Source organism: Anaerotignum sp. (assembly GCF_031981185.1).
Taxonomy (GTDB): Bacteria; Bacillota; Clostridia; order Lachnospirales; family Anaerotignaceae; genus Chakrabartyella.
In genome coordinates, this window is the sequence record NZ_DALYUL010000002.1 from 166,110 (window position 1) to 188,113 (window position 22,004).

At 41.9% G+C, this 22,004-nt stretch carries 19 protein-coding genes and 1 pseudogene; all 20 read right to left on the reverse strand.

The genetic code is table 11. From position 1 onward, the window contains the following. Positions 1–85: 85 nt before the first annotated feature. Positions 86–796 carry a suppressor of fused domain protein gene (locus RTK36_RS01810; RefSeq protein WP_312043709.1) on the reverse strand — a complete coding sequence of 237 codons (711 nt, stop codon included), beginning with the start codon at positions 794–796 and terminating at the stop codon, positions 86–88. Positions 797–810: 14 nt separating this feature from the next. Beyond that, entirely contained in the window at positions 811–1,722 is a 912-nt protein-coding gene (ftsY, locus tag RTK36_RS16530) for a signal recognition particle-docking protein FtsY (protein WP_334308114.1), read from the reverse strand. Positions 1,723–2,392: 670 nt separating this feature from the next. Then, positions 2,393–5,956: a chromosome segregation protein SMC gene (gene smc, locus RTK36_RS01820; RefSeq protein ID WP_312043713.1), complete on the reverse strand. Its 3,564-nt coding sequence runs from the start codon at positions 5,954–5,956 to the stop codon at positions 2,393–2,395. A gap of 22 nt (positions 5,957–5,978) precedes the next feature. Further along, the gene (locus RTK36_RS01825) at positions 5,979–7,250 is read right to left on the reverse strand and encodes a dihydroorotase (RefSeq protein ID WP_312043715.1); all 1,272 of its coding nucleotides are present in this window, start codon (positions 7,248–7,250) and stop codon (positions 5,979–5,981) included. After that, entirely contained in the window at positions 7,247–8,176 is a 930-nt protein-coding gene (locus RTK36_RS01830; RefSeq protein ID WP_312043717.1) for an aspartate carbamoyltransferase catalytic subunit, read from the reverse strand. The genes RTK36_RS01825 and RTK36_RS01830 overlap by 4 nt, the downstream gene beginning before the upstream one ends. Positions 8,177–8,195: 19 nt before the next feature. After that, a complete protein-coding gene (locus tag RTK36_RS01835) occupies positions 8,196–9,110 on the reverse strand; it encodes an RluA family pseudouridine synthase (protein WP_312043719.1) in 915 nt (304 codons plus the stop codon). 1 nt (position 9,111) lies between these two features. Then, positions 9,112–9,591, reverse strand: coding sequence for a signal peptidase II (lspA, locus tag RTK36_RS01840; RefSeq protein WP_312043721.1), 480 nt, complete (start codon positions 9,589–9,591; stop codon positions 9,112–9,114). A gap of 274 nt (positions 9,592–9,865) precedes the next feature. Next, on the reverse strand, positions 9,866–10,345 hold the full coding sequence (locus RTK36_RS01845; RefSeq protein ID WP_312043724.1) for a DivIVA domain-containing protein: 480 nt from the start codon (positions 10,343–10,345) through the stop codon (positions 9,866–9,868). Positions 10,346–10,361: 16 nt separating this feature from the next. Further along, entirely contained in the window at positions 10,362–11,153 is a 792-nt protein-coding gene (locus RTK36_RS01850; RefSeq protein ID WP_312043726.1) for a YlmH family RNA-binding protein, read from the reverse strand. Positions 11,154–11,168: 15 nt separating this feature from the next. Then, positions 11,169–11,456, reverse strand: coding sequence for a YggT family protein (locus RTK36_RS01855; protein WP_312043728.1), 288 nt, complete (start codon positions 11,454–11,456; stop codon positions 11,169–11,171). Between the two features lie 14 nt (positions 11,457–11,470). Next, a complete protein-coding gene (locus RTK36_RS01860) occupies positions 11,471–11,983 on the reverse strand; it encodes a cell division protein SepF (protein WP_312043730.1) in 513 nt (170 codons plus the stop codon). Positions 11,984–12,023: 40 nt separating this feature from the next. After that, complete coding sequence (locus tag RTK36_RS01865) at positions 12,024–12,722, reverse strand: YggS family pyridoxal phosphate-dependent enzyme (RefSeq protein ID WP_312043732.1); 699 nt, start codon at positions 12,720–12,722, stop codon at positions 12,024–12,026. Positions 12,723–12,741: 19 nt separating this feature from the next. Continuing rightward, positions 12,742–14,391, reverse strand: coding sequence for an HlyD family efflux transporter periplasmic adaptor subunit (locus tag RTK36_RS01870; RefSeq protein ID WP_312043734.1), 1,650 nt, complete (start codon positions 14,389–14,391; stop codon positions 12,742–12,744). A gap of 395 nt (positions 14,392–14,786) precedes the next feature. Further along, a complete protein-coding gene (gene lpdA, locus RTK36_RS01875) occupies positions 14,787–16,517 on the reverse strand; it encodes a dihydrolipoyl dehydrogenase (RefSeq protein WP_312043736.1) in 1,731 nt (576 codons plus the stop codon). A gap of 102 nt (positions 16,518–16,619) precedes the next feature. After that, a complete protein-coding gene (locus RTK36_RS01880; RefSeq protein WP_312043738.1) occupies positions 16,620–17,948 on the reverse strand; it encodes a 2-oxo acid dehydrogenase subunit E2 in 1,329 nt (442 codons plus the stop codon). 28 nt (positions 17,949–17,976) lie between these two features. Further along, entirely contained in the window at positions 17,977–18,972 is a 996-nt protein-coding gene (locus RTK36_RS01885) for an ATP-NAD kinase family protein (RefSeq protein WP_312043741.1), read from the reverse strand. 24 nt (positions 18,973–18,996) lie between these two features. Then, positions 18,997–19,965: an alpha-ketoacid dehydrogenase subunit beta gene (locus RTK36_RS01890; protein ID WP_312043743.1), complete on the reverse strand. Its 969-nt coding sequence runs from the start codon at positions 19,963–19,965 to the stop codon at positions 18,997–18,999. Then, positions 19,962–20,948, reverse strand: coding sequence for a thiamine pyrophosphate-dependent dehydrogenase E1 component subunit alpha (locus RTK36_RS01895; protein WP_312043745.1), 987 nt, complete (start codon positions 20,946–20,948; stop codon positions 19,962–19,964). The genes RTK36_RS01890 and RTK36_RS01895 overlap by 4 nt, the downstream gene beginning before the upstream one ends. A gap of 37 nt (positions 20,949–20,985) precedes the next feature. Next, positions 20,986–21,348, reverse strand: a complete 363-nt coding sequence (locus RTK36_RS01900; RefSeq protein WP_312043747.1) for a Lin0512 family protein — start codon at positions 21,346–21,348, stop codon at positions 20,986–20,988. Between the two features lie 233 nt (positions 21,349–21,581). Further along, a pseudogene (locus tag RTK36_RS01905) lies at positions 21,582–22,004 on the reverse strand (hypothetical protein); the annotation flags it as partial.

Genomic DNA, 22,004 nt, shown 5'->3' on the forward strand with positions numbered 1-22,004 from the left:
GCAGCGAGTACTCGCTGCCTGCCATTTTAATTCTCTCAATGTTTTATCACTTTATTTCCACCGAAAGGTTCATTTTCTAATTAATTTAGTATACACAAGGTCTGTCAGGAAAGATAATCATTCCAAAACCATTTAATGAAGATAACTTGGTTATCAAGGCTTCGGTACCCTCTTTTTGCTTCCCTTCAATTTCCTCTTTAAATAGAGGAATTAAAGTATAGAAATTAATTTGTGTGCCATCTTTGCCTTGCATTACACTAATTTCTTCTTGCAATGCACCAAGCATCACGCCGCAAAGTGCGGTGCTTTCATCATAAGGAAGATATTCTTCCGAATTGGGAATTGTGTGTCCCCATCCAAGCCAAGTTTGGTATTCATGAGGAAAGCGTGAAATATATTTCATCAGATTCACAGGCCACCATAAACGGTTATCCACTTTGCCATCCTCCGGAAGAGAAAGATTCCATTCTGACGGTAAAAGCAACATCAATTCAGCCCTCTCCAACGCCTTGTATTGAGGCAATAAGTCTTCCGGCAGTTTCATTGCCAACGCACTCATTCCCACGGTATACAAAACATGAAAGTCTTTTTTTGTAGGGGCCTCAAGCAAATGAATATCTATCTGCAAGAGATCCGAAGTTTGTTCATAAAACACACGCTCTTTCCTATCTGGGAACAAAGATTTCATGTGTTTTGCGATTTCCTTGTCATAAGGTGTTGTATGCACCGGTCTTTTTTTCCCTGTGTTCTCGGGTTCCTGATAACGCAGTTCCGAGGTATTTTTCTCATTTTCCATGGTTCATTGCCTCCTTATTCCCCAAATAAAGCCTTGGCAAACTCCTTAGCGTCAAATTTCTGTAAATCATTTATGCCTTCACCTACACCGATATAGCGCACAGGAATTTGCAGCTCACTTTTAATTGCTACCACAATGCCGCCCTTTGCCGTACCATCCAGCTTTGTTAGTATAATTCCCGTAATGTCCGCAACCTCTTGAAACAATTTTGCTTGCTGTAATGCATTTTGCCCTGTGGTTGCGTCCAAAACCAAATATACTTCTTTATGGGCATCAGAATGCTCCCGTTCTATTACCTTTCCAATTTTACGAAGTTCTTCCATTAGGTTCTTTTTGTTATGCAAACGACCTGCGGTATCGCAAATCAGAAGGTCACGCTTTTGATTCCTTGCCGCATGAACAGCATCATAAACCACTGCCGCCGGATCGGAATTTTCCGCCTGCTTAATGACCTCTATCCCTGCCCGTTGTCCCCAGACCTCAAGCTGGTCAATGGCCGCCGCACGAAAAGTATCTGCCGCCGCAAGCAAGACAGAGCGCCCCTCTGCCTTATAGCGGCTTGCTAATTTACCAATGGTAGTGGTTTTACCAACGCCATTCACGCCTATCACAAGTATTACCGATGGATTCGGCAAGCTTTCTTCCTGCTGTACCCCTTCAGATAAAATTGCAGTAATTTCATCAGCCAGCATTCCTTTGATTAAAGATGGATCTGTTGTATGTTCACGCTTTACTCGTTTGCGCAAGTTTTCTACAATATTCATTGTAGTCTGCACACCCATATCCGCCATTATGAGGGCTTCCTCCAGCTCTTCAAACAGCTCTTCATCAATTTTAGTAAATCCGCCCAAAACTGCATCTACACCGCCCAAAATACTCTTTCTGGTCTTATCTAACCCAGCCTTTAGCTTTGCAAAAAAGCCCATCTTTTTTTCTTCCTGCTCTAGCTCAGTTGGTATTGCAATCTCTTCTTCAGGAGCCTCCGTAGCAGTATGCTCTTCTTGCAAAGTCTCCTCTACGAAGTTAGTTAATTCCTCTATAAATGCCTCAGCTTCCTCTGGATTTTCGTCAGAAAAACATTCCCCTTCAGCCGTTGTGACCAGAAGTTCCTCTTCACCATTGGGCTTTTCCAACATGTCAGCAGCCAAATCAGAAAGTGCTTCGATAAAGGCAGCCCCATCTTCTTCATTCTCAGGAACAAAGGTTTCTCCGTCCTCAGTGGTAATTTCAACTTCTTCTTCCTCAGAGGCATCCATTTCGGTCTCAGCTTCTACATATAAAGAGTCTTCATTCCCTCTGAAAATTTGAACTTCTTCAGACCCCATGGCTTTACCAACAGCTCGATTGACAGCTGCTGTTTCTTCCAAGTCTTCATCCATTTCTAAAATAATTTCTGCTTCTTCTGATTGAGGTGTTTCAACCTCGATTCCATCTAACTCAAATACGCCTTCTTTTTGTGCTTCTACCAAAGGCTCATCCTTTGTTTTTTTCTTTAAAAAATCAAATAATCCCATTTGTTTTCACCTCTAAAACCTTACGTCTAGAAAATTTTATTGTAACCAAATTTCATTCCCAAACTTCTTTTGCAAGGATTCCCTACATGGCATCCTTTTGTTGCTCAGAAAAATCTACGGAAATCATTTTTGAAATGCCCTTTTCTTGCATCGTTACACCATACATCACATCTGCATACTCCATGGTACCCTTTCTATGGGTAATGACAATAAACTGAGTATCCTTTGCAAATTTCTTTAAATACTGGGCGAATCTGCTCACATTAGCATCATCCAAGGCAGCCTCAATCTCGTCCAGTATACAGAAAGGCGACGGCTTTAGATGCAAAATAGAAAATAAAATTGCAATGGCAGTCAATGCTCTTTCCCCACCAGACAACAGCTGCATATTCTGCAAATTTTTGCCCGGGGGCTGAGCAATAATTTCAATGGGGGATTCAAGCACTCTCTCTGTATCCAGCAACCTTAAGTATGCCTTACCACCACCAAACATCTCTTGAAAAACACGGCTAAAGCTTTCAGAAATCAACTGAAATTGTTCTCTAAACTGTTTCTCCATTAAAAGGGAAAGCTCTTCGATAATACCTCGAAGTTTTTCTTCTGCCTCCAAAATATCTGCTCTTTGTTGTGTTAAAAAGGCATATCTTTCCTTCACCTCTTTATATTGCTCTATGGCACCCACATTGACATCCCCCAAGGAGCGGATGTCTCCTCTGATTTCTTTCACAGGGCGACTTTTCAAGTCCTTCTGCTTATTTGCCGTATATTCCAGTGCCATACGGTATGTCATTTCATATTCTTCCCACATTTGCGTGGTAATGCGCATTTTTTCTTCTTCCAGCCGTTCGCCTTTTGCGCCAAGGCGGAATAATTCATTCTCCATCTGTCTTGATGCTTCCCTTAGGTCTATTCCTCTTTGCTCCATAATTTCTGCTTCCTGAGAAATTTTATTCTTTTCCTCAGTGGTTTTTGCCAGAGCCTCTTGCAAGTCAATCATCTGCTTGTCCAACGCAACAGACTCCTCTTGCAACACTGCTTTTGCTTCATCTTTTTTCTCAGCATTTTCTCCAAGAGCAATAATTTTTTCCTCATCCTGTTTTATTTGATGCAACAGTGTTTGAATTTCTTTCTGCAAGCGCAGAACCGATTCTTCTATATTAGAAATATTTTGCCCATTCTTGGAGAGTCCTATTTTTAAAGAGGTGATTTCAGTCATTACGGTGTCTCTTTTACCTTTGTCATCGGTTAAGTTATCCTGAAATTGCATCAGCGCCGCACTTACTTGCTCTACCTTACTCTCAGAGAGCGCCAGTGCCTCTTTACCGTTTTGAATATCCTTTTCCGTTCGTAGAAGTTGCTCCTGAAGCTGACTTTCCTCCAAAAGAACTAGTTTTAAACGTTCTTGATTCTCCCTGATATCACTGGATGTTTTTTCACGATCCCCATGACTGCTATTCAAGGTTACGGTCATTTTTTGCAGTTCCATTCTTTTTTCCAAAATCTGCTCTTCAATCTCCGCCATATCTTCTTGGAAAAGGGAGAGTTTCTCCTGAAGCTGTCCAACCAACTTGCCCGTACTTTCCATTTTTTCCTGTAAAGTACGAATCTCTCTTCCGCGGCTGAAAATATGAGCCGCCTTTTTCTGTTTTGAACCACCTGTCATTGCACCACCGGGATTTAAGATATCGCCATCCAAAGTGACCATTTTATACTGATGCTTGTATTTTTTCGCCAGTATTACAGCTTGCTCCAAATTATCCACAATAATGGTTCTACCCAATAAATTCTCTGCAATTTGGCGATATATTCCATCAAAGGCAATCAATTCATGGGCAACGCCAATTACCCCTTTCTCATCTAAAATAGGGGGTCTGCCTTCGAAGGTACGCCCCTTGATAGCAGAGATAGGCAAAAAGGTTGCTCGCCCCAAGTTATGATGCTTTAAATAGTTAATTGCTTCTCTTGCATCTTCTTCGGTTTTGGTTACAACATTTTGCATTGCCCCGCCCAAAGCCCCTTCAATGGCCACCTCATAGCGTTCATCAACTTTAAGCAATTGCCCTACAGCACCGCAAATTCCTCTTTTTTCTTTATCCGTTAAGTTCAAAAGGCTCTTAACACTATGGAAAAACCCTTCATTTTCTTTTTCCATTTCCTTCAAAACCGACAATCTGGATTGGATATCGGAAAGCACTTTTCCTTCCGCAGTAAGATATCCTTGTGCATCTTCCTTCTCTTTTTGGGCTTTTAGCTTATCTTTTTCCAATACAAGAAGTCCTTTTTCCATAAAAGATGCATGCTCTTTTATCTCCGTTTCTTGCTTATCCAAAGCTTGTATATGTACTTCAAGCTGGTGAATCCGGCTTTCTAATTGATTTTTTTCCCCTTGCAACCGTTCCATACGGTTTGAAAACTGCTCCTGCAAGGCTTCGCGTTTTGCAATTTCACCCTTAGCCTCTGTCCCTGCCTTAATTTGTTGAAATATTTCATCCTTAAAATTTTCGGCTTGGTTTTCATCCTGATGCAAACTGGAATTTAGCGACGCATATTCCTGTTCTAATTTAGAAAGCTGACCCTGCTGAAGTTCCATTTCAATGCCAAGGGCTGTAATTCGGCTGTTACAAAGCTCCAGCTGATTTTGGTTTTCGTCTTTTTGCTCTTGCTTTTGTAAGATTTCCCTCTGTATTCTGGCCAGATTGGATGCATCATTTTGCTTCTGCTCCTCAGTCAGACGGATTTCACCTTCTTTACGTTCTTTTTCCGCCCGAAGTTCTGCTATTTCTTGATTTTGCTGTTGCAAAAATATATCCAATTCTTCTAATTTTATTTTGAGTTTTAGAATTGTAGCTTTATCTTTTTCCTCTTGGGTCTGATGCTGTTTTAATTGCTCTTCCGCCAGAGCCTTATCTTCCAATATCTTAGAAAGGCTTTGCTCCATTTGAGTTAAATCTCTACAAAACGCCACAATCTCTGCTTCTCTCAATTCTTCCTTAAAAATCAGATAGCATTTTGCCTTTTCGCTCTGCTCCTCTAAAGGTTCCAATTGGACTTCAAGCTCTCCGATAATATCGTCCACACGAAGGAGGTTTTGCTGCTCTCGCTCCAGCTTGCTTGCGGCCTCGTTCCGTCGGGTTTTGTATTTTACAATTCCTGCCGCCTCTTCAAAAATGCGCCGCCGCTCATCGCCTTTTGCACTTAATATTTCATCTATTCTACCTTGACCTACAATGGAATAGCCTTCTCGCCCTACACCGGTATCCATAAAAAGCTCCTGAATATCCTTCAAACGGCAAGCTGTACCGTTAATTCGGTATTCACTCTCCCCTGAACGGAACACTCTTCTGGTAACCTGTACTTCCGTATATGCCAAGGGCAGCTTTTGGTCTTGATTATCAATAGTTATGGAAACCTCAGCAAAACCAAGGGGTTTTCTGTTTTCTGTTCCCGCAAAAATAACATCCTCCATTTTGTCTCCACGAAGGCTTTTTGCTCTTTGTTCCCCCAAAACCCAACGTACCGCATCGGAAACATTGCTTTTTCCACTGCCGTTGGGGCCGACCACAGCCGTTACACCTTGGATAAATTCTAGCTTCACTTTTTCGGGAAAGGACTTAAAGCCCTGCAGATCCAATCTTTTTAAATACATCGCTGCACCTCGTTTACTTGGATTACATGATTAGTCTTCCGCCTACCATGGTATAAATCACTCTGCCTTGCACTTCCCAATCTGCAAAGGGTGAAAATTTCGCTTTGGAGGCAAAATGCTTGGGGTCGATACGGTAGCCTTGGCGCAAATCCACCACAATAAAATCTGCATCCATGCCTTTTGCAATGCGTCCCTTATTTTCCAGCTTTAATATCTCCGCCGGCTTTGTGCTCATCATCTGAACCAAATCAGCAAGAGAAATCAGCCCAGTTTTCACTAGACCTGTATAGCTTAAAGAAAATGCCGTTTCCAAAGAGGAAATGCCATAAACCGCACTGGTAAAAACCTTATTCTTATCCCCCTCATTGGAAGGACTGTGACCTGAGGCAATGACATCTATGGTGCCATCGGCTAGACCTCTTTGGATTGCCTCCACATCCTCATTGGTTCTCAACGGAGGGTTTACTTTTGCAAAGGTATTATAGTTATCCACCGCTTCCTCTGTCAAAAGAAAATAGTGGGGGCAAGTTTCGCCTGTTACCTTAGCCCCTCTTTTCTTTGCCTCTCGAATAAGCTGAACGGAGCCCTTTGTGCTTACCTGGGCAATATGCAGTCTTGCTCCTGTGTTTTCTGCTAAAATAATGTTTCTTGCCACCACAACCTCCTCAGCCTCTCGGGGCATTCCCGCTAAACCAAGATAAGAGGCAGTAAAACCTTGGTTCATTACACCATTTCCTGATAAACCTCTATCTTCACAGTGGGTAATTACAGGCATATCAAACATTTTCACATACAGCATAACATTTCGCAAAAAGGAGGCCTCATCGGTAAATTCATCCCCATCGGAAACCCCTACAATGCCGGCGTTATACATCTCGCCGATTTCTGCCATCTCCCGTCCTTTACAGCCGATAGACATGCTTCCGTAAGGATGTATATTTACCAATGCTTGGCTCTTGGATTTCGAAACAATATATTCCACAACCGTTTTGTTGTCAATCACAGGATTTGTATTTGGTTCACAAGTTATAGTGGTAAACCCGCCCCTAGCGGCACTACGAGAAGCCGTTTCTATATTCTCTAAGTACTCAAACCCAGGGTCGCAAATGTTGCAGTGCATATCAATCAAACCAGGCAAAACGGTATTTCCACCTAAATCCATCATTTTTACATTGTCTTTGTCTATGTTTTTTCCAATTTCCTCAATAATGCCATTTACCACATAGATATCGTACAATTCTTTTTCTTGAAATTCAGGAGATACCACATGACAGTTTTTCAGCAGGGTTTTCATCGAAAGGCACCTCCCATCTGTGTTAGGATATAATAAATTGCCATTCGAACGGCAACACTGTTTGCAATTTGATCATTGATAATACATTGAGGGCCATTAATAACACCCGCAGAAATTTCAATTCCCCTACGAATGGGCCCGGGATGCATTACGATGGCATCTTTTTTCGCATAACGAAGCAAAGCCTCATCAATACGGAAAAATCTCTTATATTCATCCAAAGAAGGCAATACCATGGTATTTTGGCTGTCCTTATGCATCCGCGTTGTTAAAATAACATCGGCGTTATTCATGGCTTCCCGGGCATCATAATAAACATCTACTCCAAACTTTTCAATCTCAGGAGAAATTAGAGTAGGTGGCCCCGAAACACGAACTTCAGCCCCCAACTTTGTCAACGCCCAAATATTACTTTTGGATACACGACTATGGATTAAATCCCCAATCATAGCAACCCTAAGGCCTTCAAAACCACCTTTTTGCTCTTTTATCGTCATCAAGTCCAACAAGGATTGACCGGGGTTTTCGTTAAACCCATCCCCTGCATTGATTACAGAAGCATCCACTGTTGTTGCTAAAAGCTGGGGCGCCCCTGCTATTGGATGACGCAGAATAATAAAATCCGCACCCATTTGGTCAACCAATTGCCCCATATCCACAAGGCTGTCAAACTCTTTATTTTGGATAGAGCTGGTCATATCTACCACACTGGCACTTAAATGCCTTGCTGCCAATTCATAGGAAAGCTTGGCCCTTGCACTAGCCTCATAGAACAAAATAATCACAGATTTTCCTCTTAAATGGGGAGAGGTTTTATTTTTTTGACTTAAAATATATTTCATAGTTTCTGCTGTACCAAGTATATAGCGAATATCATCCGCAGACAGGTCCTTCAGACCAAAAAAATCCTTTTTTATCAGCGGCATTTCCTGACCCTCCTAATTTTTAACCTTTTAAGCGCATAAGCAGTTTTTCATAGTTTTCAGGCAAAGGTGCTTCAAATTCCATATACTGCCCTGTTGATGGATGGATAAAGCCCAAAACACGGGCATGTAGTGCCTGTCCCTCCAAATGGAATGGTTGTTTTTTTGGTCCATATACCGTATCTCCTAAAAGGGGATGACCGATAAAGGTCAAATGAACGCGAATTTGATGGGTTCTGCCTGTTTCCAGCTGAGCCTCGATAAGCGTAAAATTCCCCATGCGTTCCAATACCCGATAGTGGGTAACTGCTCTGCGGCTGTGCTTTTGCGTCACCGCCATCTTTTTTCGGTCTAAGGGATTTCGACCAATGGGCTGATCCACGGTACCTTCATCTTCTTGGAATCCATTAAAAACAATGGCATTGTATTTTCTTGTAATACTATGATCCGCCAATTGCTCAGCCAACGACTGGTGGGCCATATCATTTTTTGCAATCATCAAAACTCCAGAGGTGTCCTTATCAATGCGATGAACAATTCCCGGACGCTTCTCACCATTGATTCCCGAAAGCTCATCCCCGCAGTGATACATAAGAGCATTCACAAGGGTACCCGTAGTGTGCCCCGGTGCAGGATGAACCACCATTCCCTGAGGTTTATTTACAATGATAACATCCTTATCTTCATACAAAATATCCAATGGGATGTTCTCAGGCAAAATTTCTACTGTCTTTGCCTCAGGAACCTCTACATCAATAATATCTTTTCCCCGCAGCTTATAGTTCGCCTTTACTGCGGCACCATTTAACTTGACATAACCTTCTTCAATCAGCCTTTGCACACCGCTTCGAGAAAGGTCATCAATGTTTTCTGTAATAAAAACATCTATGCGACTGCCAATGTCCTCTCGCTCCGCTCCAAATGTAAAATAATCCATATTATTCATCCTTCTTTTTTTCTTCCGGCTCTTTTATGACAAACAAAATCAAAAAGGCCAATATACATACACCGACAACAACATAAATATCTGCCACATTAAATACGGGGAACCTAAAAAAAGAAAACTCAAAAAAATCCACTACATAGCCACGATAAACTCTATCAATCATATTTCCCATTGCTCCGGAAAAAATAAGAATCATCACCATACGTACCATCTGATATTCTTTAGTTTTCGGCAATTTATTGTAATAATACAATAAAGCCACTGTAATCACCACTGTTAAAAGCAATATAAACCAACGTTGCCCCGAAAACATACCAAAGGCAACCCCCCTATTTTCCACAAAAGTAAAATCCAAAAAACCTTTTATAAAAACCATGGAGCCAATAGGCTTAAGGTTTGTTAGCGCCAAATATTTTGTTGCCTGATCCAATCCAATTAAAATTACCGCTGCAAATGCAGGTATCAACCACATAATTCTGTCATCCTCTTATTCGTTATTTTTATATATAGTTCCCATTCCCATAACTGCTATTTAAGAAAGTTTCCTGAAAACTTTCCGTTGGAATCAAAATAAAACCTTCTCAATCATATAAAAAAGTGAACTGTGTAAAATGCAAAATAGCCGTGGCAGCAAAAATGCTTAGTCACAGCTTATTTCAGTCGCCCTGGGGATTTGAGAAACTTTCCTCAAACCGCAGAAAAAGCGGCTTCCGGCAATCATACGTTGTCCACCGCTTTTTGGCTTATTATTCACTTGCCTTTCTCACTTCATCCTTTTCCGCAAGGATTTCGTTCTTATCCAGCAATTCAATTTCTGCATATAATAAAAGTTTCACTCTGGTACGCATTAATTCATAACGATTTTGCAAAGCAGCCATTTCCTGTTCTAATTCGTAGGTTTTTGTTCTTGCGCTTTGTAAAATTTCCTCTGCTTGAAGCTTTGCGTTTTGTATAATTGCCTCACTCTCTGCCTTTGCTGCTGCCTTTGTTTCCTCTGCTGCGGCTTCTGCTAGGGTTAAGGTGCGTTCCAAGGTTTTTTGTAAATTGGTAATTTGCTCCGTTTGGGAAGATGTTTCTTCTACCTGAACCTTCTCATTTTTTGTTTCGGCATAAAGCCTTTCATAATCCTCGTAAAGGTCATCCAAAAAGGTGTCAACCTCTTCCGGAGAATACCCAACGGCAACTTTTTTAAAATCCTTGGTAGCAATGTCATTCGGTGTAATCACGCAAAATCCTCCTCATCTAAACGTACACTTCTAATTCCAGACCGATTCTGTCTTTTTTCGTTCTTCCGCCAACTTCCCCTACGCGGAAGCGGCCAAATCCTCGGGCAGAAACCATATCTCCTGTTTTTAATATGTAAGATGTATTTGTGACAGCAGACCAATTTACGTTTACTTTTTCTCCTGTAATTAAGGTCTGAGCCTTTCCCCTTGAGAGACGCAAAGCATCGGCTAATATGACATCCAACCGCATGGACGCCACCGTTACACGGCGGGTTTCCGTACGCTTTGGTGCCAAAACCTCAGCTTTATCCATCTTCGATACCGTTACCGCTGTTTTTGAAACCTTGTCCAAATTGGACTGTATATATTCAGCCATTTCCGTTTCAGCAAAACATACTCCGCCATCCTCGGAGACCAAAATATCTCCGATTTTCCCTCGCTCAATCCCAAGTCCAAGAATAGACCCGAGATAGTCACGATGACTTAAATCCTTTTGTCCAAACTTTTTGCTTTTTGGTGCAATTTTTAAAGCTAGAATCGGAAAACTTTCGTAGGAAAGAAATCCTTCACTGGGTGCAAAGCCAAGCATCATTCGCTCCGCATCTTCCACACCGCCAAAGGTAAGTATCTCAATATTTCCAAGGCTTTTCATGCGCTCTAAAAACCGCTCACATTTTGCCCTATCCATAAAATCCGTAAACTGTACCTCGTGGCGCTTTAAAGAAAAAAACACCTGATCTAACGCATTGGCAAAAAGTAGACGCTCCTCTTGATCCTGAATGCCTTTCATCATCTGCTGCTTATTCACAGTATCACCCGTTTCTTACAGCATGGTTATCAAGCTTAAAATCAACTGCTTCACAAGCATCATTAATATCAAAGCAATGATAGGGGAAAAATCCAGCATCATTCCACCACCAAGGGGGGATTTATCCAGCATTTTGCGGCAGGGCCCCAAAATTGGTTCTGTCATGTTATACAGAAACACTCCAATTGGATTGTGAAACCCCATGGGCAGCCAAGAAAGAATGATGCGCCCAAATATTAAAAGCTCCATTACATAAAAAAACATGTCAACAGCTTTCATTAGTAAAAATTGTAAGTTTTCCAAAATTTTATACCACCTTATCTAGCACTATTCACCCACGGAAGAATTACGCCCTTTGTCTTCAGCTCTTCTTTAAAATCCCCCGAGATATCCACATTTGCAGGAGCAATTATGAATATATTATTGGCAACTCTTTGAATGGAACCTTCCAAGGAATAGCAAGTACCACTCAAAAAGTCCATAATACGCTGGGCAATGGGATACTCAACCTTTTCAAGGTTTACAACAACAGGTCTTTTTGTTTTAACCTGATCGCAAATTTCCTGGGCATCCTCATAACAGCTGGGCTTAATGATTACAACCTGCATCTGCACATTTGTGTTAATGCTATAAACCTGAGGACTTCCCTTTGGCATAGGTTTACGAGCTGCCTGAGCAGAATAATCCATTTCTCTGGGAACTTCACGCAAACCATAACTACTGGAAACCGCTTCCCTTACAGGAACATCATATTCCTCATCTTCATAATACTCATCGTCATCATATTCACCAAACATTAAATCCTTCATTTTATCTAATAATCTAGCCACTTGTCTGCTTCCTCCTAATCGCTACATTCTTTATTTTTCTTTATTTGGAGTAATCTCTTGCACCAAAAATACCAGTGCCCACCCGAACAATGGTTGCACCTTCTTCAATGGCAACTTCATAGTCGCCAGTCATTCCCATGGAAAGCACGTCCATTTTTATATTATCAATTTTTTTTGCATTGATGTCAACCTGTAATTGTCTCATCTTATGGAAATATTCCCTGTTATCTTCCTGATTTTCTACAAAAGGTGCCACTGTCATCAGGCCTCTTACGCGCAAATGCTCCATCTTTGCAAGGATTTTGACGAACTCTAATGTATTATCGGGAGTAATGCCAAACTTACTTTCCTCATCAGCCATATTTACTTCCACCAAAATGTCCATCACAATGCCTTTGGCCGCTGCGCGCTTTTCAATTTCCTCTGCAAGCTTCAAACTTTCCACAGAATGAATCATGTCTACTTTATCAATGATGTATTTTACCTTATTTGTCTGCAAATGTCCAATTAAATGCCAATGGACCCCACCACCCATGGGTTCGTACTTATCCATAATCTCTTGAACTTTATTTTCACCAAGTGAGGTCAAGCCGCATGCCACAGCTTGCTGAATGGTTTCAACAGACTGCGTTTTGCTCACTGCCAAGAGAAGAATATCTTCCCTCTTTCTGCCGCTTCGTTGGGCAGCGGCTGCTATCTTTGATTCTACCTCTTTGATATTTTCTGCAATATAACTCATTTTCGTCTTTCCTTTCTTATTAATAAAGGTTTTGTCCCTCTTTAATATTTTTTGCATCGGATACGATCAAATCATAAGCCTGCAAACCATAGGTTGTCCCCGAGCGAATGATTGCGTATTCTTGATTTTGATCTAAAATATCTATGGTCACAAATTTTGCCATGGAACTGTTTGCAACATAAACACCGGTTCGCGGTGATAAGGCTGAAACCGTATAATGTGTGGCTTTCTCACCTGTTCCTTGCAAAATAACATCACCCAATTTGAGCTCACCGTTTTGATCGATATAAACGTTTGTATCATCATAAGAAATAACGGAAATGCCTATAAATTTAGCATTGCTGCCGTTTACAAGAAGCACCCCTGTATTCCCCATGCTTTCCTGCATACATTCCCTTGGTATACTGATAAGAGATTTTTCAACTATGGCATCATTAGGCACCTTGAGCCCTTCCACAACTGCCCCAGCCAAATAAAACTCCAAAACCCTTCTGTTGATGAAACGATCCATCTGCTCATAAGTTGAAAAAACCACCTTTGTTTCTTTTTCTCCTACTTCTGTGGACTCAATTTTGGCATTAATGGGAACTACCTCATCATCCAAAAGTAAATTCAGTGTTTTTCCGTCCCCCTTCGCCCAATTTACAGTTGCCGAATTGGGTAGAAAAGCAACCATATACCACTGATTGCTTGTCACAATTTTAAACAAAGGATCCCCTTTAGAAACAGCTTTCGCCTTTGAAATATATTTGGTTTTGCTATCACCAATCTGTTTTTTCGTAATCCCTTCCAAGGTCTTTGAAGTAAGGGATTCCTCCAATCCATCGTAGCTTAGGGCTAAAACGCCACTTATCTCCGCCCGCAACGCACTCATATTCTGAGCCAATTGCTGCTCATACTGAGATTTTTCCTCCGTCAATTGAGATAGACTGTCAACATTTTCTGTCAACCAAATTTCATTTCGTTGTGTCATAAAGGATTGTACTTGATCTTTCATGTTATAAAGATAGCTTGCGTCGGATTTCATAGATTTTCCTGCATAGGAAACGATCACACGCTGTATGTTATCTTCAATTCTGGAAATATCTTCTGAAAAAGCCGATAAATCCGAACGACTTTTCTGATTTTTTAGAATATTTTTATCCAGCTTTTCTAATTTACTTTCTATTTCTTCTGTAGAGTTTGTATCCTTTACCGTACAAACCACGGCATTTCTTGAAATATACTCACCCTCGGTAAACTGATAAAAAGGCTGTCCCGCCCGATTGCTTTGAACCACATATTCATCTCGCACAATCAAGCCTGTATAACGTGCAGGAGTATCAAGCCCGCCATAACCAACCGTCTCCATATTTATCTCTGATCTTTTGGTAGACATGGTCAGCATTTGTCCAAAAAGATAGATAGCAATTACCCCGAACACAAACATAGGTAAAACTCGGCTGACCCGAAGACGTCGTGTTCTTTTTCTGGTTTTTGGTACTTCTCTTTTAGGTGAAACTTTCGTTCTCACTCTACCATAGCTCTCTTGTCCTTTGGAAGAATCCATCCTATAGACATTTTCTTTGGAAGGATATACTTTTTTAGGGTGGGGTGTCTGCCTATTTGGTCTTTGTCCACCCCTTTGGGGCTGCTTTTTTTTTCTATTCTTTGAGGAATCTTTTTGCATTGAAATCCTCCTTATCAACGTTATCAAAGAAATTCTATCACAACATTATATAATATATTTCATAGAAGGTAAACAAAAAATAATCCATGATGTACCAGTGCTTCCTATTCTTTGACAAAACCCCTCTCAAAATGAGCTAAACAGACTATTGCTTCTTAAATTTTCCGAGAAGTTTTAGGTATAAATAAGCCACGCAGTAAAATGCGTGGCTTCAGCTTCGCTCTTTAGATATACTCATTTTTTACATTTTGCTGACAGTTTCCTAACTCTAATGAATGCATGGAGTTTCCACCTGCCTTTGATCCAGATAGCATTCCATCATAGATTGAGAACATTAAAAATTGCCCCTTTGTTGTCATCAAAATAAAACTTCAAATAAAAGTGTTTAAATCCCATTAGTTTTTCATGTGAATGGCCCGTTTTTCTACGTTTAAAGCCGCTTCTCTCATGGTTTCTGTCACTGTAGGGTGAGAATGAATGGTGGAAATCAACTCTTCCGCCGTTGCCTCTAAACGAATTGCCAAAGCACCCTCTGCGATTAAATCCGTTGCCCTTGGGCCAACAATATGCATACCCAATATTTCTTCATGCTTCACATCGGTGATAATTTTTACTAAACCTTCCCCACCATTTAAAATGAGCGCCTTGCCATTGGCTGACATAGGGAATTTTCCAACCTTATATTCAATCCCCTTTTCTTTGCAGGCTTCCTCTGTGAGACCTGCACCTGCGGCTTCAGGCATCATATATACACAAGTAGGGCTTGTGCCTTCCTCATAATAAGAAGTGTGTCCACATATATTTTCTGCCGCTACTTCTCCCATAGCAGATGCTGTATGGGCAAGCTGGGCATAGCCCTTTACGCAATCTCCAATGGCATATACTCCGGGTACATTGGTTTCCATTTTTGTATTCACGAGGATGCGTCCATTATCATGTTGAACGCCACCCACTTCTAATTTCAAGTTAGCTGTATTAGCACGTCGTCCAATTGCCACTAAAACTTTCTCTCCTTCGAAAGCAACCGTATTGCCATCCTTATTCTTGCAAATTACCTTTGCACCAACAGAGGAGGCTTCTATAGCCTGTACTGGGCATTCCAAATGGAACTCAATCCCCATTTTTTTCATATGGCTAACACTTACCTCTGTGATCTCCCGATCCATCATTGGCAGCATATGGGCAACGGCTTCGATTACCGTGATTTTTGTACCAAAAGCTGCATAAGCACAAGCCAATTCCAAACCAATAACGCCACCGCCAATGACTACCATGGATTTTGGTAATGCCTCCAGACTAAGAGCACCTGTGGAATCAATACAATTGGGGTTTTCCTTTAAACCGGGTATGGGAGGGGCAAAATTAATGGAACCAGTGGCCAAAATGATGGCATCTCCCTTTATTTGTTCCTCTTTCCCGTCAGCTTTTTTAACCAACAGCGTTTTTGGTGCAACAAAGCTGGCTTCTCCATCAATCTTTTTAATTTTGTTAAGCTTAAATAGGCCCGCTACCCCTGAGGTTAATTGTTTTGATATTGCATCCTTATGGGCCATGACCTGAGAAAAGTCCACACTCAGTCCTGTTGCGTTTATGCCCAATTCTTTGCCTTGATGCTTCATTTGTTCATACAGCTCTGCACTATGGAGCAAGCTTTTTGTAGGAATACAACCAATATTTAAACAAGTGCCTCCCAAGTATTCTTTTTCAACTACGGTTACGTCTGCGCCTAATTGTGCCGCTCTGATTGCCGCTACATAACCCCCTGGGCCGCCACCCACAATAATGATGGATTTTTTATCAGATTTCTGAGAAGGTTGAGAAGGTGAAGATTCTTTTTTCAATGGTGTTTCTTCCTTTTCCCTTGCAGCCTTTTCTCCAATGCTTTCCCCCGCCTGACCAATGTATGCAACAACGCTTTTGCAAGGTGCTGTTTCGCCAGCAGGGCAAACAATTTTCAGCAATACACCTTCTTTATCGCATTCCACATCACTGCTTAGTTTATCGGTAGCTACAGAAAAAAGCACATCTCCTGACTTAACCGTGTCTCCTTCTTTTTTCTTCCATTCCTCAATAGTACCTTCTGTCATAGTCAGCCCCAGTTTGGGCATTAATATTTCAATCGCCATATGCTCAAGTCCTTTCTTTTCTGATATGATTTTCCCAAACCTCTACACCGTCTATATGGAAAAAACGGACAAAGGTCATTACCCCCATCCGTTTTTTGCTTCTTATGTAAACAAAAGATATGGGTTTTCCAAAAGGTCGCAAAGACGTTTTAAGAATTTCGCCGCCATAACCCCGTCTACCACCCGATGATCTGCCGTTAAACAAAGGTTCATCATGGGGCGGATTTCAATTTGTCCGTTTCGTACCACAGGTGTTTCCACCATATCGCAAACACCCAAAATTGCCAGCTCAGGCTGATTGATGATTGGTGAAAAATTGGTTATGCCATAAGGGCCTAAATTAGAAATGGTAAAGGTGCCCCCTGTCATATCCTCCATAGCGATATTTCCACTGCGAGTAGCTTCTATCAAAGCTTCTGTTTCCTTTGCAACTTCAATTAAGGATTTTGTGTCTACCCCCTTCACATTGGGTACAATCAAACCATCACCCTTTGCCACCGCCAAGCCCACATTGGCATGGGTATGTCTTGTAAGCATATTATCTGCAAAGCTTGCGTTTACATCTGGGAATTCCATTAAAACCTTTGCAGTCATCTTCATAATAATATGGTTAAATGTCAGCTTCACGTTGTCATCTTTGCAGGCAACTTTTAATTTATCCCGCATTTCTTTCATTGCCGTTGTATCTACAGGGTGGGTATAAGTCACCCGGGGAGAGGTTTGCCAAGATAGCGCCATATTTGCCGCAATGCTCCGACGCAAAGCATTAACTTTCACCGGTTGCTGGTCATTACTGCCGACCGTTGGAACTGTTGACGTTTCCACATTTGCCGCTGCCAAAACGTCTTTTTTCATCACTCTGCCGTCAGTGGTAATTGTTTCAATATCTACACCCAATTCCTCTGCTAGTTTCGCCGCCATGGGACTGGTTTTCGTTTTTTCTTCACTATTTACGGGTTGTGGATTGGCGATATAATCTTCCACATCCTGCAAGGTAATACGGCCATTGGGGCCTGTTCCCATTATTAAACCAAGTTCAATATTCTTTTCTTTTGCTAATTTTTTCGCCGCAGGAGAAGCCAAAATCCCCTCTCGAATCGGTGTGGCAGATGATTCTGTCGTTGTTTTCCCCATTTGTTCTTGGGGTTTCTCTTCTGTTTTTGTCTGAGTAGAAGCCTCTGAAATGGTCTCTCCTGCCTCACCAAGATAGGCTACCACTGCTTTACACGCCGCAGTTTCCCCAGCAGGAACTAAAATCTTCAAAAGTACGCCTTCTGTGTCTGCTTCCACATCATTGGTTAATTTATCTGTAGAAACACTATATAAAATGTCTCCCTTTTTTACAAACTCACCCTCTTTGAATTTCCATTCATCGATGGTTCCTTCTGTCATGGTCAGTCCCAATTTGGGTAATAAAACTTCCTGTGCCATAACTTCACCTCCAAATCATATCATTTTGTTAGAATCTTTTGTACAGATCCATTTCTACGGCTTTTTCAAGGGTTTTCTTAATTTCTACTCGCCAAGGACCATTTTGTGTAATGGTGAACGCCAGACAGTCTCCTTTTTTTCCACGCAATTCCCGTTCACCGTCTAACGCCACCATACAATCCCACTCCATCACCAATTCCATTGGCATGCCTAAGGGCATCCGTTCTGCCTTAGAATAGCTTAGAGGAGCTAAAATCCCTGCTGCGATAGGTGCAATGATTTTTTGTCCTGTTTCATCAAGGGTTAGGGTTAAACCATAAGGGTCGCTGTCCTTTACAATCTCAATACACCCCGCCGCCGAGGAGAATCCGATACTTGCAGGATGGCAGCGGGTCACAAAAATTTGTTTCAATTTCTCAGCATCCCAAATAGCCTTTGCTCCTATCCAGAGGTCGTCGGTAATCACCGCATCAATTAAGGCAATATCTGAAAAAACGCCGTTTTTAAAAACTTCAATCCGCTTATCTTGTATACAACATTCCATAGGATTGGGTATGACAGCAACGACTGCCGCCGCCATGCCTGCTACTGTCCCTTCTACCATAGTAGGGTAAACGTTATTTGTTCCCGTGGAAAGAGGAAGGAGGGGCGTATCCTTCAGCCCCTTTGCAACGGCACGACTGGTACCATCCCCCCCCAGAACGATGACACAGCCTACTCCCAGTTTTTCCATCTCCATTGCCGCCGTGGTAGTATCTTCTGCGGAAGCCGTTAGAGGAATATCCATCACCTGACAATCAATATGGAGTTTCTCCTCCTTGAATAAGTCGGAAATAACGGTATAGCCTATTTGAAACGTATCCGGCATAATCCAAATTTGGTCAATGCCAAGGGATTGCGCAGCCAATACGATTCGCTTCACAATATTCACCTTTTCCTGATTATCAATGGTTGTGGCATAGGAAACCAGCCTGCGAATATCTTTGCCCGAAGCGGGATTTGCAATAATGCCAATGCTGGACATAAACGCCCTCCTTCCCTATATTTTTTATACCAATGTACGAATGGCACCTACAATATCAACTGCATTGGGAATGCACGCTTGCTCTAAAACAGGAGCAAAGGGTACAGGCGTATCCAATGCGCCGATGCGAACCACAGGGGCATCCAACAAATCAAACATATCTTCTGCAATGATTGCGGAAATTTCGCCACCATAACCGCCACGTTTGTTTTCTTCTGTAGCAATTACAACTTTATGTGTTTTCTTTAAAGATTGGAAAATCAGTTCTTTATCTAAAGGATATAAAGAACGAGGATCCAAAACCTCAACTGAAACGCCATCTGCCTCCAACTGCTTTGCTGCTGCCAGAGCTTCATGTACCATTTTACCTGTAGCAATGACTGTAACATCACTTCCTGCATGCTTGATGTCACCCTTGCCAAGGGAAATTGGCTCAAAACTTTCCACTTCACCCTTCATGGCATACATTGCCTTGTGCTCCAAAAACATAACGGGATTATCATCATCAATTGCCGATAACATCATCCCCAATGCATCCTGAGGAGTAGATGGATAAACTACCTTCAACCCAGGCACATGGGTTAACCATGCCTCTAAGGACTGAGAATGCTGTGCAGCCGCACTTACCCCTGCACCATTTGGCAGACGAACCACCATAGGCATAGAGATTTTTCCACCAAACATATAACGCATTTTTGCCGCTTGATTCACTAACTGATCCATGCCCACGGTCAAGAAATCACAAAACATTAATTCTGCAATGGGGCGAATGCCTGTAGCCGCCGCACCAACTGCTGTACCAATAATTACGCCTTCGGAGATGGGTGTGTCACGCACGCGTTTTTCGCCGAATTCTTGAAACATTCCTGCGGAAACGCCGAAACAACCGCCAAACTCGCCAACATCTTCACCAAACAACACTACATTGGGGTTTTCTCTCATCCGGATGCTCATGCCTTCTCGGATTGCCTCTGCATAACTCATCTTTTTCATCTTACCCGTACCTCCTCTACAATATCGGAATAGATATCCTGTACTACGGATGCTAAATCAGGCTCAGGACTCTCTTCTGCAAATTGAATGGCATCTTTTATTTCTCCCATTACTTGTTCAACACAAGCTGCAAGTTCTTTTTCGCTCAAAACATTATTTTCCTTCAAGAAAGCTTCAAACCTTGGAATAGGGTCTTTTTTCAGCCATGCTTCCTGCTCTTCCTTAGGTTTATAGTTACCGGGATCTCCTTCAAAGTGCCCTCTCCAACGGTATGTTTTGCACTCAACCAAAGTAGGGCCTTGGCCTTTTCTGGCTCTGGCTACCGCTTCCGTCGCCGCTTCATAAACTGCAAGTACATCATTGCCATCTACAACAACACCAGGAATGCCGTATGCCGCACCACGATCGGCAACGTCTTTAATTTTCTGATGACGGGCCTGACTCATAGAAATGCCGTAATTATTGTTTTCACATACGAAGATAACAGGCAAATTCCAAACTGCCGCCAAGTTCATTGATTCATGAAAGGTCCCTTGATTTGTGGAAGCATCGCCAAAGAAGCAAACACAAACCTGGTCTGTTTCACGCAATTGGGCAGATAAACCAGCACCAACTGCGATATTATGGCCTGCGCCTACAATGCCGTTTGCGCCAAGAATACCCTTATCACGATCTGCAATGTGCATGGAACCGCCTTTTCCTTTGCCATAGCCTGTTGCCTTGCCATAGAGCTCAGCCATCATAAATTTCAAGTCACCACCCTTTGCCACAATGTGACCGTGACCTCTATGAGTACTGGTGATGTAATCCTCATCGCTTAAGCAAGCGCATACACCCGTGGCAACTGCTTCTTCCCCTAAGTATAGGTGAACAAAACCAGGAATTCGCCCATCTGCAAACAGGGATTGTGCCTTGCTTTCAAACTCACGGATACGCAACATCCGCAGATACATGTCTTTCATGACTTCCTTTGATACTTTCATTTCATAAACCTCCTTTGAAATATTGTTCAAGAACGCCTTATGGTTCCAAAATCCCAACCTCTACTGCCGCAATGGCAACCTCTATACTGTCGTCTTTATCTCCAAACTTTGGTATAAAAAGCCCTGGTACTTGCAAGCCTCCTTTTACCGCCTTTACTTCCACTTGACCAATGGGTAAACAGTTTGCAATCTCCTCAGGATTAACTTCTTCCGGCCTTGAAACTGCCACTGTCACTTGAATTTGTACCGACTGATTTAAATCCTCCAGACCCAAAACCTCTGTTAAGCCACACAGACAACTGCGTGAAACTGCATCCTTCACCGCCTTTACTGCCGCTTTTCCTGCATCCTGCCCATGAAAATCCGTGCCCATTCCAAATTCAATGATATAACGCTTCATACTTCACCTCCCCCTAACTTGTTTCTGTAACATATATAAAGCAAGGTTTGTGCCACATGTAGCGTTATTTACAATTTTGTGTACTTTCACAAATACAATGGGACTTCTTGAGATTTAAATAAGATTTTTTGTGTGTTTTGTCTAAAACGCAAAAAAACCGTAAGATTTTTGAGAAATTATTTCTCTCAAATATCTCACGGTCTCGATAATTTCTCATGATACAATGAGAAATCTCAATCTATGACTTTAATTTTTTTTGGCTGTATGCCGCACTTTTTGCATATACGGTAGAACGTCGCCCGACTTACCTGCAGACTTTTTGCTGCATCATCAATATTTCCTTTTGCACCTTGCAAAGCTTTTAAAACTTCGTTATACATAGTATCTGTTTGGGGAACAATTCTTGGCTGTAATCTTGCATTGCCAATAACATAGCAAAAGTCCTCCGTTGTCAAGGTATCTTCATTGCAGGCATAAAATGTTCTTTCTATGCTGTTTTGCAGCTCCCGCACATTGCCGGGCCAATCATATTGCATCAACGCATCTAAATAACCCTCGGACATATTTTTTTGCTGTTTGGGATAACGTTTATTAAAGCGATCCAAAAATATCTCTGCACAGCCTTTGATATCCAATGGCCGATCCCGCAAAGGTGG